12 protein-coding genes are annotated in these 14,969 nt (G+C 45.9%); 5 read left to right on the top strand and 7 right to left on the bottom strand.

Translation table 11 applies throughout. From position 1 onward, the window contains the following. Positions 1 to 27 precede the first annotated feature (27 nt). From cpdA to nudF, 3 genes are all read right to left on the bottom strand, one after another. On the bottom strand, positions 28 to 834 hold the full coding sequence (gene cpdA, locus IQP38_RS09880; protein ID WP_005387419.1) for a 3',5'-cyclic-AMP phosphodiesterase: 807 nt from the start codon (positions 832 to 834) through the stop codon (positions 28 to 30). Positions 835 to 895: 61 nt separating this feature from the next. Continuing rightward, a complete protein-coding gene (locus tag IQP38_RS09875; protein ID WP_017633603.1) occupies positions 896 to 1,339 on the bottom strand; it encodes a DUF1249 family protein in 444 nt (147 codons plus the stop codon). Beyond that, positions 1,339 to 1,989: an ADP-ribose diphosphatase gene (gene nudF, locus IQP38_RS09870; RefSeq protein ID WP_017633602.1), complete on the bottom strand. Its 651-nt coding sequence runs from the start codon at positions 1,987 to 1,989 to the stop codon at positions 1,339 to 1,341. The genes IQP38_RS09875 and nudF overlap by 1 nt, the downstream gene beginning before the upstream one ends. Before the next feature lie 229 nt (positions 1,990 to 2,218). Between nudF and tolC the strand changes: the two genes are divergently transcribed. After that, on the top strand, positions 2,219 to 3,547 hold the full coding sequence (tolC, locus tag IQP38_RS09865) for an outer membrane channel protein TolC (protein ID WP_005379884.1): 1,329 nt from the start codon (positions 2,219 to 2,221) through the stop codon (positions 3,545 to 3,547). A 178-nt stretch (positions 3,548 to 3,725) separates the two neighbouring features. Here tolC and hldE read toward each other — a convergent pair whose 3' ends face one another. The 3 genes from hldE to IQP38_RS09850 all read right to left on the bottom strand — a co-directional run bounded on the left by hldE (position 3,726) and on the right by IQP38_RS09850 (position 9,437). Then, positions 3,726 to 5,156 carry a bifunctional D-glycero-beta-D-manno-heptose-7-phosphate kinase/D-glycero-beta-D-manno-heptose 1-phosphate adenylyltransferase HldE gene (gene hldE / locus IQP38_RS09860; RefSeq protein ID WP_017633601.1) on the bottom strand — a complete coding sequence of 477 codons (1,431 nt, stop codon included), beginning with the start codon at positions 5,154 to 5,156 and terminating at the stop codon, positions 3,726 to 3,728. A 67-nt stretch (positions 5,157 to 5,223) separates the two neighbouring features. Next, positions 5,224 to 8,067: a bifunctional [glutamate--ammonia ligase]-adenylyl-L-tyrosine phosphorylase/[glutamate--ammonia-ligase] adenylyltransferase gene (gene glnE / locus IQP38_RS09855; protein WP_193837547.1), complete on the bottom strand. Its 2,844-nt coding sequence runs from the start codon at positions 8,065 to 8,067 to the stop codon at positions 5,224 to 5,226. 113 nt (positions 8,068 to 8,180) lie between these two features. Further along, entirely contained in the window at positions 8,181 to 9,437 is a 1,257-nt protein-coding gene (locus IQP38_RS09850) for a methyl-accepting chemotaxis protein (protein ID WP_005379890.1), read from the bottom strand. Between the two features lie 105 nt (positions 9,438 to 9,542). On the opposite strand from IQP38_RS09850, the gene IQP38_RS09845 reads away from it, so the two are divergent. Further along, positions 9,543 to 10,316: a potassium channel family protein gene (locus tag IQP38_RS09845; protein ID WP_025768395.1), complete on the top strand. Its 774-nt coding sequence runs from the start codon at positions 9,543 to 9,545 to the stop codon at positions 10,314 to 10,316. A 41-nt stretch (positions 10,317 to 10,357) separates the two neighbouring features. Here the strand turns inward: IQP38_RS09845 and IQP38_RS09840 are convergent, their stop codons facing one another. Then, positions 10,358 to 11,890 (bottom strand): inorganic triphosphatase, encoded by a 1,533-nt coding sequence (locus IQP38_RS09840; RefSeq protein ID WP_193837546.1) that lies wholly within the window; start codon positions 11,888 to 11,890, stop codon positions 10,358 to 10,360. A gap of 212 nt (positions 11,891 to 12,102) precedes the next feature. On the opposite strand from IQP38_RS09840, the gene IQP38_RS09835 reads away from it, so the two are divergent. From IQP38_RS09835 to IQP38_RS09825, 3 genes are all read left to right on the top strand, one after another. Then, complete coding sequence (locus IQP38_RS09835; protein ID WP_193837545.1) at positions 12,103 to 12,783, top strand: TIGR00153 family protein; 681 nt, start codon at positions 12,103 to 12,105, stop codon at positions 12,781 to 12,783. A 131-nt stretch (positions 12,784 to 12,914) separates the two neighbouring features. After that, on the top strand, positions 12,915 to 14,174 hold the full coding sequence (locus tag IQP38_RS09830) for an inorganic phosphate transporter (RefSeq protein WP_005379898.1): 1,260 nt from the start codon (positions 12,915 to 12,917) through the stop codon (positions 14,172 to 14,174). Between the two features lie 178 nt (positions 14,175 to 14,352). Continuing rightward, a complete protein-coding gene (locus tag IQP38_RS09825) occupies positions 14,353 to 14,964 on the top strand; it encodes a TIGR04211 family SH3 domain-containing protein (protein ID WP_005379900.1) in 612 nt (203 codons plus the stop codon). Positions 14,965 to 14,969 lie beyond the last annotated feature (5 nt).

Raw genomic sequence — 14,969 nt, 5'->3', positions numbered from 1 at the left:
CGAGCCCGAACAGAGAGCTCGGGCGCGTTAGTAGCCGTTAGAAGAGAAGTCTGGTTGGAACTGGCCATCGGGAAGCCGACCTACTTGGGTCGTAATATCGCCACAAGCGTGTAGTTGCAGCTCCCGCCAACCAGGCGAAGTGGTATCAAGGGCAAAATCATCCGAGTTAGGCTTAAACTGAACACAAGTTGAGGGTGTTGCCATCACTCGAATGCCCTTGTGAAGCACATTCATATCTTGATGAACATGACCACAGAGAATGCCTTTCACGTTATCAAAACGCTCGACAACCTGCCAAAACGCTTCGGCATCTTTTAAAGTATGTTGATCAAGCCACGCGCTTCCCACCAGTAACGGGTGATGATGCAACAAAACAAGTGTGTGTCTTTCTGGGTGTTCGGCTAGCTTTTCTTCGAGTAGCGTTAATTGCTGATCGCTCAAGCGCCCATGAGGAACGCCAACCACTTGCGAGTCTAAAAGAATTAACTGCCAATGCTCGCCAAGCAACACATGCTCTGCGGCTTTGATTTGTGGCGAAGGCAAAACACTGCCCATATTAGGCTTGTAATCATGATTACCAGGTAGCCAAAAACAGTCTTTCTCTAGCGGTTCAATGCCGTTGGCAAAGCGCTGATAAGATTCTGCACTATGGTCTTGGGAAATATCCCCCGTCGCCAAGATGTAATCAAACGCCACGTTGCGGCGTAAAACATCAGCAACAACAGCATTGAAGCTATCGACTGTTTTTACGCTTAGCAAACTTCCCTCATCGGCAGCAAACAGATGAGTATCCGTAATTTGTAAAAGTTTGATGCTGTCACTAGATGATTGCAAAATGAAAACCTGATTCGTCCACTATATCGTTATTTGTTATTTTCCTTTAGTGACGTGACGATCAATTGAAGGCAAGTGGTGTTCTACTGATACCACTTCGTAAACAAAACGTCAGCCATTCACCGAGGAATGTGTTTAATTGATGCTTTTCATCTTTCTGCATCAGTTGGTCATTGGGATAATCATACTTAGCTTTTATGCGAGAGAACTCTCCGCTTGAGCATACTTCGGCTACTCTCGCATCATGATAAAGCCTGACAGACATCGTCGGTAAAGGAAACACTGGCGTTTCATCACTCTGACATATCTCAACAACTGTGGTGTATTTTGTGATTTCATTCACGGTCAATTGGTAAACCATGTTCGCCGCTTGGTAGCAACGTACATCCCCAACTTCGGCAGAAGCAGGCAATAAGGCGTTCAACTTAGCGTAGTTGGTCTCATACGTTCTCATAAGACCAGCTAAATCAACATGATATTGTTGTTTTTCAGCCAATTGTGCCATTACTCACTCTCCACCGTTTGGGATAGTCCCCATTCTGACTTTAACTCTTGATGGTGTAATTGCAGCCATTGCAACGCAATAATCGACGCACCATTTTCAAATTTTCCGTCCTTCACCCATTGATACGCCGTTTCACGACTCATGACATGAACGCGGATATCTTCATTCTCATAGTCTAAACCATGAATGCCGTGCGCTTTAGACGCATCCACTTCACCAACAAAGACGTCTAGCTTTTCCGAGCAACCACCAGCCGAAGGATAATAAGAAGTAACAGGTACAACGCGCCCCACCTGAATCCCCGCTTCTTCGACAGCCTCTCGACGAATTACGGCTTCAGCAGATTCATCGCGGTCAATCATACCGGCGACAATTTCTAGCTGCCAAGGGTGTTCATGTTCCAACGCGCCAATACGAATCTGTTCAATGATTACGACCTGGTCCGTCTTTGGATCATAAGGAAGCATCGCTGCTGCGTGACCACGCTCGAACATTTCTCGTTCGACAACTCCACTCCAACCACCAGCAAATAGCCTATGCTGAAAGCGGTATTTCACCATTTTGAAAAAACCTTCAAATAAGGTTTCTTTCGAGATGACTTTTACATCTCGCGAAGTAAAATCTTGTTGTTGTTTGTCACGCTGTTGCATTCAACACCTCTCTGAGTGAATCCTGTAGTTTACTCATTGTTATTCGCTTGCTCAAAGGACTTGGCTCAACTTTTTGTATAATAGTTACAAATTAATTTAAGTCTTCGCTAAAAATTTATTGCACAAGTGGATAATTACGTGTAAAAAAGTGCAAACTTTAGAGTAAATATCGTGCAAATTGAGTTAAACTACTGAGAATTAACCAATCTATGGACCGCGGGAATAGAAAATGAAAAAATTGCTTCCACTATTTATCAGTGCAGCGCTAGGTAGCATGAGTACGTCTGCGTTCGCAGACTCTTTGGCTGAAATCTACGACTTGGCAAAACAAAATGATCCACAATTGCTCAGTGTAGCAGCACAACGTGACCAAGCTTTCGAAGCAATCACCTCAAGCCGTAGTGCTCTATTACCACAGATCAACCTTACTGCGGGTTACAATTTAACTCGTGGTGATACTGAATACGATTCAAATCTAATTAGCGACGTATCAAACGATGGCAACGCGCTAACCGCTGGCGTTAGCTTTTCACAAGCACTTTACAACCGCGCATCTTGGATCTCTCTAGATACTGCTGAGAAAAGTGCTCGCCAAGCAGACGCAACTTACGCAGCGACGCAACAGGCACTGATTCTTCGCGTGTCACAAGCGTATTTTGAAGTTCTACGCGCACAAGATAATCTTGTTTTCGTACGTGCAGAAAAAGCCGCGGTTGGCCGTCAACTTGAGCAAACTAAACAGCGTTTTGAAGTAGGTTTGTCTGCAATCACTGACGTGCATGACGCACAAGCTCAGTACGACCAAGTGCTAGCGGACGAAGTGTTGGCAGAAAACGCGCTAACTAATAGCTACGAGTCACTGCGTGAAATTACAGGCCAAGAGCACAAAGATCTCAACATTTTGGACACTGGCCGCTTCACTGCTAGCCCATCGACCGTACCAGCTGAATCCCTCATTGATGAAGCAAAAACCAAAAACCTGACCTTGCTATCTTCACGTATTCTTCAAGACATTGCGCGTGACAATATTTCACTAGCAAGCTCTGGCCACCTACCAACGCTCTCTCTAGACGGTGGTTACAACTACGGTGATACTTCTCATAGCTCTCGTGACAACACGACAGACAACTTCAATATTGGTGTGAACCTTGCTGTACCGCTATACACAGGTGGTAACGTAACCTCTCAAACCAAACAAGCTGAATACGCGTACGTGGCAGCAAGCGAAGATCTTGAAGCACAGTACCGTAGCGTAGTCAAAGATGTTCGCGCACAAAACAACAACATTAACGCCTCTATCGGCGCATTACGTGCGTATGAGCAAGCGGTTATTTCTGCACGCTCTGCACTAGAAGCAACAGAAGCTGGCTTTGATGTAGGTACTCGTACTATCGTTGATGTACTGGACGCGACTCGTCGTCTATACGATGCGAACAAAAACCTATCGAACGCTCGTTACGACTACATTTTAAGTGTTCTTCAGCTACGCCAAGCAGTTGGTACGCTAAGCGAACAAGACATCTTGGACGTTGATGCAGGTTTGAAAGCGGCAAAATAACCGCGAACTGAATACTTCAGGTCTTAATAAATAAAAAACGCCAGTTGAGTTATCAGCTGGCGTTTTTTATTACTTGTAGTTCAGAGCTTAAAAGTGCCTCTGAACTACAAGTATCAAAAAGGCCGCACTTAGCGACCTTTATGAGCAAATAGCATTTCAATGCTAACAAACAGCAGCCTTAGCCCTTACCGCCTTTGATTGCATTAATGATTTCACTGGTCGAGCAGCCATCTTCAAAGTTCAATACACGAACTTCACCACCCGCCGCAATGACTTCTTTACCACCAGCAATCTCTTCTGGTTTGTAGTCACCGCCTTTTACTAGCAAGCTTGGTAGAACTTCTGAGATCAAACGCTGCGGCGTATCTTCACTAAATGGTACAACCCAATCCACAGCGCCCAAACCTGCCAACACCGCCATGCGGCGATCGGTTGGGTTTACCGGACGACCAGGGCCTTTAAGGCGTTTTACTGACTCATCGGTATTTACCGCAACGATTAGGCGATCGCCCAGTTCAGCAGCATGGTTTAAGTAAGACACATGGCCAGCGTGTAGAATATCAAAGCAGCCATTTGTCATAACGACTTTCTCGCCACGAGCACGTGCTTTTTTCACCGCTTCGATCAGTGCTTTTTCTGAAATAACACCGTAATCCGTGTCTTGGCTGCCATGTACCGCTTCTGCTAATTCAATCTCAGAAAGCGTTGACGTGCCTAGTTTTCCAACCACAACACCTGCCGCTGCGTTTGCTAGTGCACACGCTTCTTCAAATGATTTGCCTGCGGCAACAGACGCTGCCAATACAGAGATAACCGTGTCGCCAGCACCTGTCACGTCGTACACTTCTTTCGCTTGAGTTGGAAGGTGGAAGGGTTCCTGGCCACGACGAATCAAGGTCATTCCATTTTCGCTGCGTGTCACTAAAAGCGCTTCAAATTCAAACTCTTCAACCAAAGCCAGTGCTTTCTCTACTAGCTCTTGGTCAGATTTCACTTTACCTACAACGTCTTCGAACTCTTTCATGTTTGGCGTAAGAAGTGTTGCGCCACGGTAGCGTTCAAAATCAGCACCTTTCGGGTCAATGAAAACCGGAATATTTGCTGCGCGCGCTTTTTGAATGTATGCCTGAACATGCTCTAACGAACCTTTTGCGTAGTCAGACATAATCACGGCTTTAACGTTTGGCAGTGCGGCATCCATACGTGATAGCACAGGTGCAGAATCTGTGTTTTCAAACTTGTCTTCGAAGTCGAGACGAATAAGCTGTTGTCCACGGCTCATTACGCGAAGCTTCGTAATCGTTGGGTAATCAGGCAGTGCAACGAAATCGCACTTCACATTGAGTGAGCTCAGCGTCTCCGTCAGCACTTTTGCAGGCTCATCTTCCCCAGTTAGACCAACAATGTGAGCATGGCCACCTAGTGATGCGATGTTCATCGCAACGTTCGCAGCACCACCAGGACGCTCTTCATTGTTTTCTACTTTTACAACAGGAACCGGCGCTTCAGGAGAAATGCGCCCGGTTGGGCCATACCAGTAACGATCTAGCATGACATCACCGATGATGAGCACACCAGCGCTGTTGTAATCAGGTAGAATTGGTTTCATTGTTGGTCTCCAAAAATTAAATCGAAGTGAGTTTATCACAGCCCTTATCGAGGCTAAATATATGGTCTTAACTGAACCACTGATTCCAAGCCTGTTTTACCCACTCCCTTTCGGCAACAAACTTATCTTCCACCACATCAGCGTCTAAATTGAGTAGATTTCGGCGGTGTATTTCGTTGCGCATTGTCGTGTAAGCACGTATCAACTGCATTGCTTGGTCTTCGTCCATAACATCTTGCGCAATGAGCGTTTCAAAGATGCGCACATTATCACACCAACGCGTCAATTTCGGCTTATCGTGACTATAGTTGAGCACTAGGTACTGAGCGAGAAATTCGATATCGGTAATCCCACCTACATCTTGCTTGAGCATAAAGCGGCCTGGCTTTTTCCCCCCAAGATGACCGCGCATTTTTTCTCTCATTTCGACAACGTCTTTTTTCAGTTCAGCTTGATCGCGTGCTTTGCACAACACATCATGCCGCGTATTGTGAAATGCAATTGCCAGTGGTTCATCACCATAAATCATGCGCGCGCGGACAAGTGCTTGATGTTCCCATGTCCACGCGTCTTGATGTTGATAGTCGTCGAACGCATCCGTTGGGCTAACCAACAAACCCGATGCACCGGACGGACGCAATCGGGTATCGACCTCGTATAAAATACCGGAAGCGGTGCGAGTGGAGAAAATATGAATGATACGCTGTGCTAAACGAAGGTAGAACTGACGACCATCAATCTCTTTCTTGCCGTCAGTGTAGACATTGACGGGGCAGTCATGCATGAAGACAATATCCAAATCGGAGTTATAGCCGAGCTCCCACCCTCCGACTTTACCATAACCAATTACAGCAAAGCCTTTACCTTCACGATCTTTCACATGCGTTGGCTCGCCGTACTTTTCAGACACTTGCAACCAAGCCTGACTGATCACCGCATCCACGATAGCTTCCGCTAAATAAGTTAAATGGTCACTCACTTTCATCACTGGCAATGCGCCAGCAATATCTGCCGCTGCAATACGCAAAATACAAATTTGCTTAAACTGACGCAACGCTTCCATTTGCTGTTCCATATCATCTTCAGGAATACGCGCCAAATAATCACGCAGCTCTGTACGGTAACTGTCTAATGGAATGGGATTGTACAGCTGCGCAGGGTCGATCAACTCATCAAGCAAGATAGGATAACGAGACAGCTGCTCTGAAATCATTGGGCTTGCGGTACACAAACGTACGAGCTGCACCAGAGCCGCTGGATGCTCATCCAATAATTCCAAGTAAGTTGTGCGAGTGCAGATGTTGTGTAGCAAGTGAAGTACACGAGATAAACCAAACTGTGCATCAGGATGGGCAAAGACCGCATCAAACACTTTCGGCATCAAACGATTGAGCACTTCGCGTCCACGTGGGCCTAACGTTTTTTTGGCCAGATCGGTTTTAAAGTTGATGATGGTTTTCGCGCATGAAGCAAAGTCTTCAATCTGAATATCCTGCTGCAAGATATGCTCAAGAACGTCTTGTTTGTCGGCCATATCCCATAGCTCATGAAAATGACGAGCAACGGTAGTCCCCTCGTCTTCTTCATCATCACCAATTAGTGATTCAAAAACTTGGTGAACATTTGCCATATGCTGCTGGGTTTGCTCAATTAATTGCTCCCAACAGCTCATTTTCATCGCGGTGGCGAGCTTTAAGCGTTCGGTTTCGCAATCAGGCAGCGTCTGGGTTTGCTTATCCGCCATTGCTTGCAACAAGTTTTCTAATTGACGCAAGTACTTGTATGCGGCTTCTAGATCGCTGACTTCTTGTGGAGTAAGCAATGCCAGCTCTTCAATGCCTTGCAGCGTTTCCAACAGCCCTCGATTACGCAAAGAAGGTTCTCGACCACCTCGAATCAATTGAAAAACTTGAGCGATAAATTCAATTTCTCGGATGCCACCCGCACCTAGCTTAATGTTGTTATTCAACCCTCGGCGGCGAACCTCGCTACTGATCATCGACTTCATTCGACGCAAAGATTGAATCGCACTGAAATCAATATAACGACGAAAAACAAAAGGGCGCAGCATTTGGCGTAGCTCTTGATACTGCGGGTACATCTCACATCCCATCACCCGAGCTTTGATCATCGCGTAACGTTCCCAATCTCGTCCCTGTTCTTGGTAATAATCTTCAAGTGCGGCATAGCTCATAACCAAGGGGCCACTTTCTCCAAATGGGCGAAGCCGCATGTCGACGCGGTAGCAAAAACCATCGAAGGTTTGTTGGTCGAGCGCTTTGATGATGCGTTGACCAAGACGAGTAAAGAACTGGGCATTGGCAATGCTTCGGCGTGCGCCTTGGGTTTCACCATTCTCTGGGTACGTGAAAATTAGATCAATATCGGAAGAAAAGTTTAGCTCGCCACCACCCAGTTTCCCCATGCCGATAATTAACATCGGCTGCACTTCACCGTCCTCACTTATTGGCGTGCCCCACTCCTGACAACACACTTGATATTGCCATTGATAGGTTTCAAAAATCATCGCTTCTGCCAACTCAGATAAGTGGCTTAAAGACGTCTCTAGAGACCATGCATGCGTGAAATCCTTCCACGCAATGTACACCATTTCTCGATTGCGAAACTGACGCAATACGCGATGACCAAACATCTCATCAGGACATTGTTCCAACAGTTCAGCAAGGCGTGAGCGGTAAGACTCCTGACGACTTGGCTGCGCTAACATACTTGGCAACTCACGGGCTAGGACTTCATCGCGATGAATGGCTTCAGTTATAAACTGGCTTAAGCCCGCCACATAACGAAATTGCTGCGCAACCTCATCGGGCCAAAGGGGAAAATAACCTGCGTCTTGGGCGTTTTGTACGGCAGATTCAGCGATAGAAATCAGTGGCGAAGGCAGCTGCATTTTTCTTCCTTGTTTGAAAAGCACGGTAACTCATTCTTTATACCAGACTGAAAGCAAATAAAAACGCCCACAAAAGGTTTGTGGGCGTTTTATCAAAAGTTCGGGATCGAATATTAAACTTGGAAAGATTTGATCTTCTTGTCTAGCTCACCTGCATTATTTTGCATCATTTCAGAGGTTTCTAGCAGCTCGGTAACAACAACAACTGAGGCTTCAACCAACTCACGTACATTGGTGAGGTTTTGGCTCATCTCTTCTGCAACACTGCTTTGCTGACCAGACGCCGTCGCGATCTGGAAGTTCATGTCATTGATTTGCGTCACTTGCCCAACAATACCATCGAGCTCAGATCCAGCATTAGAAACCAGCTCGTTTCCATCTGCCGCTTCTACAACGCTTTTTTCCATGAGTTCTACCGCAGATTCAGCACTGGTTTGCAGCTGTGCGATCATCTCTTGAATTTCTACCGTCGCTTGTTGTGTACGTTGGGCAAGGTTACGAACTTCATCTGCAACCACAGCAAAACCCCGCCCAGCCTCGCCAGCTCGCGCCGCTTCAATCGCCGCATTCAGTGCAAGCAGGTTGGTTTGTTCAGAAATGCCTTGAATCGTCCCTACAACGCTACCAATGGCTTCAACACGTTCTTCAACTTGGTTAACCGCTTGTGCCGATGAAGCGATATCCGACGAAAGTTCACTCATTTTCGCCATTGTACTTTGCAAGAACTGCTGACCAGAAATTGCTTGTGCGGAAGCTTGCTCTGTTAGAGAAGATGCCGTCTGGGCATGTTCCGCAACCGTTTGGACCGTCGACGACATTTCACTCATCGCCGTAGCAAGTTGATCAATTTCGTTAAACTCTTCTTGCGCCGATTCCTTCGTTTCCGACATGCTCAGCGTCATGACTTCGGTGAGCGTTGATAATTCATCAGACGCATTAATTTGCATTTGAATAACATCGTGCAATTGTCGACGTGTCTTTTCTAATTCACGTGCCACGTCTCCGTATTCATCTTTACAATCCATACCAAATGGAACAGAGAGGTTCTTGCTCGCCATCAGTTTGATCGCGTCGCTCAGATACTGTGTTTGACGCAACATCACTCTAGCCGCCGCTAATAAGAGCACGACAAAAACCACTATCAATAAGGCGGTTTGCCAAGCAACTTGCGTTAAGTATGCTTCATAATGCTGTTGGGCAACTTGCGCGTTTTGTGTCGCCGCTAAAAGTGAATCGTAAAAAGTGTTTGCGTCCCACAGTTGTTTTGCCACGATCAGGACAGTACTGAAGACCATCAGCATGACCATTTTAGGCACCAGTCGAATGTCGGATATGACCCTTTCCCATGGCTTAAATGCCAGCTTTTCCATTGTCAGTTCTCCACCGAGTCTTATATAGTCTTTATCTATAATCTTTATATTACTTATAGTTATGTTCGCGCTTTGCGTGGTTACGCGATTTATTTTGAGCTTCGTATGAAAAACAATGATATCAAAGACAGCACACGACCGATGGGCCTGTTGTCACTAATATTGTCTTTTATGGCACTATTTGTGATCTCTGGCTTGTTGTTTTTCCCGATCGATCACGAAACCCGTCAAGTTCTTATCGGTCTGGATTTCATAATCTGTAGTATTTTTCTACTACAGCTCACCATTGATTTGATCCGGTCCACAGATCGCTGGTTATTCCTTAAACGTCATTGGATAGATTTCGTGGCGAGCATCCCATTGATAGAGCCCCTGCGCTTTGCGCGTATTTTTCATATTATGCGAGTGGTATTAGTACTGCGTTCGTCAAAGTTCATTTTGCATCAGCTCAAAGAAAACCGCCGCGAAACTACGGTCGCCTCTATACTGCTATTGATGGTTATCCTCATAACGCTCGGTTCTAGTGCAATGCTGTTTATCGAAGCGAAAAACCCAGAAGCGAATATTCGCACTGGCGCCGATGCTTTGTGGTGGGTATTTGTAACGATCTCAACGGTTGGTTACGGCGATCATTATCCTGTGACCTCCATAGGAAAGTTTTTGGCTGTCATCATCATTGTTTGCGGGGTGGGTATCTTTGGTATGATCTCGGGTCTTATCACCTCTATCCTTACTGCCCCAACGAAACAACAGACGCACAGTTCAATCAATAAAGAACGTATGCTCGAGCAGCTCCTAACCCAACAAGCGCAAATACTAGAACGACTCGATTTCATGGAAAAAGAGCTACAACAACGTAAAACAGAGACAAAAAAATAGGACCATGCGGTCCTATTTTTTTGTCGTTACCACCAGAACGATCATTCACGCCAATAAGGCTGTACTTCCACACTGATCGCTCGGGTTTGATCCATTGCATGCAAAATTGAGCGCTCTTGACGGTGCAACCAGCGTTCTAACTGCTCTTTTTCTGCGTCTTCCAGCATATCAACCAACGGGAGCAAGTGGTTCAGCATTAGCAGATCATCGATACCATGCACCAGATCCGCCCATGGTAAACGGAAGCTGTTACGCTCATCCGAGTTATACAAACTCGCGAAACCAATGCCGGTATAGAGATTACGCAATAAGCGATAACGCTGATCAACGTACTCTTGCGCCGTCAAATCGCGCTCTGCTGGGAAAGCTTCCATTAGCTCAGCCCAAGTGCGATCGAGCTGAGTAACTGAAAACGGCATGATGTTGCTTGCCATTTTTTCACGTGCTTTTTCATCAAGAAATGGCTGCCAACCGCGTGCTAAGATCCAGCGGCTTAGATCCAGCAGTAACCCTGTGTAACGAGCGGAATTGAGCAACCCTAGCACTTCTTCACGGCTTGGCAACTCTTGTAACTGCTGAGTCAGCTCAGATACTAAGAACTTACGTGCATCCAACTTGCGCAGCACATTGCCTTTGTCATCTAAAAGCTCTTCAAGGTGTGCATGCTCATCCAACCAACTCAGTTCTTCTTCCAACCATTTAAGCTCTTGGCGCAGAATCGCGCTCGCGCGACGAGGGACAATCCCGCCAAAAATAGTCAATGTTTGACGAATGAAACGAATGGCATTACTGATTTCACGCAGTGCTTCCACGCTGTCACGCTCAGCATAAATTTGCTCGTGATAATGCCAATGAGACAAAGCGTGCTCTAATGAGTTGATCAAGCAAAATTCAACGGTATCCGTCGGACTACTGTCCACAAGTGCCAATGATTTTACTTCATCACCCGCATAACCGCTTGCAAGTCGATAACCTTTCGCCGCTTTGCTCAAGTTACCCAAGCGCATACCGCCTTGCTCGCAAAAGCTGCGTGCCAGTGTGAATAAAGCTTCGGTTTGGCCAGACTTAAGCTCCAGTTCAACTTCGCAAATTGGCTCTTGCTTCTCTTCTTCGTCTTCACCTTTGGCTACAACTAAACCTTGGTCAAAGGCAACTTCAATCTGACTGCCATCGGGCATGCCAATCAGCCATTGTTCACGTGTGAAGTTGGTCGAGAATAATGGCATAAGCTCGTATTGCAGCGTTTCTGCATCTTTACCTGGAGGCCAAATATCTAGAGGATGAAGCGACAGATCAGGCTCGTCGCTAGTGTGCTCAGCATTGTATTCTGGTCTTTGATGTAAGCCTGCGACGACGCGTCCTGCTGTCTTTACGGTTTGGACGAATACATCATCAAAACGGCGAATTCTTAAACCAATGTCGTGCTTTCTAAGCCATTTATCGGCAGTATCAAAATAGGTGTTACCCAAGTCACGACAACTATGCTGAAGTACTTTTGTCTCAGAAATTTTTTCTTTTAAAGTTTCTGAAAATTCAGGAGAAACAAAAAACTTCAGTTCTATTTCGGTTTCCATAGCTATACCTTTCAAAGCAGATAGAAACAGGATATTGCGTAATTTCTCACACGGCAAGAGAGAAATATCGCCGGAATGATGATCTAAAACAGTTTTAATGAGCGATTTAATGCGTTACCATGCGCGCCTTTATAGCCATCGTTCAACATTTCGCCAAGCACTCAGAAATGGTGTATGTTTTTTTAAGGTTATAGTTATTAGGTTGAATGACCATGCCAGTAAATACAATTATGGGGTTATTTGCAAAGTCCCCAATTAAGCCTTTGCAACGCCACGTTGTGTGTGTCAACGAATGTTGTTCACACTTGGTGAAATTCTTTGAAGTATCTTCAAAGGGTGATTGGGAAAAAGCAGCAGAAATCCGTGCACAAATTTCTCACCTAGAGAAAGAAGCGGATGTGCTGAAACGTGAAATCCGTCTAAAACTGCCTCGCGGTTTGTTCATGCCAGTCGACCGTACTGACATGCTTGAGCTTTTGACTCAACAGGACAAACTTGCAAACCTGGCAAAAGACATTGCTGGCCGTGTATATGGTCGTCAACTTGTCATCCCTGAGGCTCTCCAACCACACTTCCTCGCTTACGTTCAACGTTGTCTTGATGCTGCCGAGCAGGCGCAAAAGGTAATCAATGAACTTGATGAATTGCTAGAAACCGGCTTCAAAGGCCGTGAAGTGACGCTCGTCGCTGAAATGATTCATCAATTAGACGTTATCGAAGATGATACCGATGCCATGCAGATTGAACTTCGCCAACAGTTGATGGTGATTGAAGCTGACATGAACCCTATCGATGTCATGTTCCTGTACAAGATTCTTGAATGGGTAGGTGGTATTGCCGACCAAGCGCAGCGCGTAGGTGCTCGTTTGGAAGTCATGCTATCTCGATCTTAAAACATAAAGTTAACGACATAACGAAGAGCATAATTAACACGTGTCATAGGGACGATGACTATTTTCATCGTCTTATGGTTTGGCGCGCGTAAAATTTTGTTCCGCTTGTTATAAAACAACTAGGTATTACGATGGATATCCTTGCGAACTACGGCACTGTCCTGATTATTGTTGCAGCGATTTTTGGTTTCATGATGGCGATTGGTATTGGCGCGAACGACGTTGCTAATGCGATGGGTACATCTGTAGGTTCAAAAGCGCTAACTGTAAAACAAGCTATCATCATTGCGATGATCTTCGAATTTGCAGGTGCTTACCTTGCAGGCGGTGAAGTAACCGACACTATCCGTAAAGGTGTAATCGAAACTTCTTTATTTGCTAGTCAACCAGATGTTCTTGTCTACGGCATGATGTCTGCGCTTTTGGCAGCAGGTACATGGCTGCTTCTTGCTTCTTACATGGGCTGGCCAGTATCAACGACTCACTCAATCATAGGTGCAATCATTGGTTTTGCATGCGTATCAGTAGGTACTGAAGCGGTTGACTGGGGCAGCGTTCAAGGCATTGTTGGTAGCTGGATTATTACGCCAGTGATTTCAGGTTTCTTTGCTTACGTTATCTTTGTCAGCGCACAACGCCTGATTTTTGATACAGAGAACCCTCTGTTTAACGCGAAACGTTTTGTACCTGTTTACATGTTCATCACAACAATGGTGATTGCACTTGTAACCATCAAAAAAGGTCTGAAACACGTTGGTCTTCACCTGACCAATGGTGAAGCCTGGATGTGGGCAGCAGCAGTTTCAGCACTTGTGATGATTGGCGGCTACGTATACATCCAGAAAAAATTCGCTAATCGCGAAGAAGACCGCAGCTTTTCTGGCGTGGAAGGTATCTTCAGCGTTCTGATGGTTATCACCGCTTGTGCGATGGCATTTGCACACGGTTCAAACGACGTTGCAAACGCCATTGGTCCACTGTCTGCTGTCGTATCGACTGTTGAACACATGGGCGAAATCAGCACGAAAAGCACCATCGCTTGGTGGATTCTACCTCTTGGCGGTATTGGTATCGTGGTCGGTCTTGCAACACTGGGTCACAAAGTAATGGCAACCGTTGGTACAGGCATCACTGAGCTAACGCCTAGCCGCGGTTTTGCAGCACAGCTAGCAACAGCATGTACGGTAGTTCTAGCGTCTGGTACAGGCCTGCCAATTTCAACCACTCAAACATTGGTTGGTGCGGTTCTCGGTGTTGGCTTTGCTCGTGGTATCGCAGCACTGAACCTAGGCGTAGTTCGTAACATCGTGGCATCATGGATCGTTACACTACCAGCGGGGGCGTTATTGGCCGTAGTATTCTTCTACGGACTTCAAGCGATGTTCGCTTAAGACACTCGTCAATAGAATGTAAGCGCTTTGTCATTATTGACTCAAACGCACAGAAAGGGAGGCTTTGCCTCCCTTCTTTGTTGCACCGAGGTTTGAAACTGCATACTATTCGTCTATTTCCGGCTCCAATCATTCGGTGCCAACGCTGTCTCCAAGAAAAATCGTTAAGGGATTTACTGTGAAAAAACTAATCATCACGGTTTTGTTTACTTTGCTAGCAGCGCCAGCGGCCCTAGCAGCAGACCGTTATATTTCTGATGACCTCTTCACTTTTATGCACTCAGGTCCAAATAACACCTACCGTATTATTGGTAGTGTTAACGCCGGTTCTAAAGTACAACTGATTAAAACCAACCGAGATACTGGCTACACGCAAGTTCGTGATGACCGTGGTCGCACTGGTTGGGTACAAAGCAAGTTTGTGACAAACCAAGAGAGCATGGCAATTCGCCTTCCTCGCATTGAGAAAGAGCTAGCCGAAGTAAAAGAGCAGCTTGCTAATGCTCGTCAAACTTCTGATGCAGAGAAAGCCGGTCTTGTTACCTCTCTCGAAACACGTAACCAACAAATTTCAGATCTAGAAAATAAATACTCTGAGATCAGCGATCAGCTTACTTCTGTTGAAACAGAAAACCGCGAGCTACGCGCAAAACTGGATACACAAAAAGATGACATGCTGCTTAAGTACTTCACTTATGGCGGCGGTGTCGCAGGTTTAGGTTTACTATTTGGTTTGATTCTTCCGCATGTCATGCCTCGTAGAAAGCGCTCTCCTGCGGGTTGGGCATAAACCTC

It is taken from the genome of Vibrio sp. OPT41, from assembly GCF_015163595.1.
Classification (GTDB): Bacteria; Pseudomonadota; Gammaproteobacteria; order Enterobacterales; family Vibrionaceae; genus Vibrio; species Vibrio alginolyticus.
The sequence above is the reverse complement of the archived record's forward strand: the minus strand, read 5'-3'. Positions and strand labels throughout refer to the sequence as shown.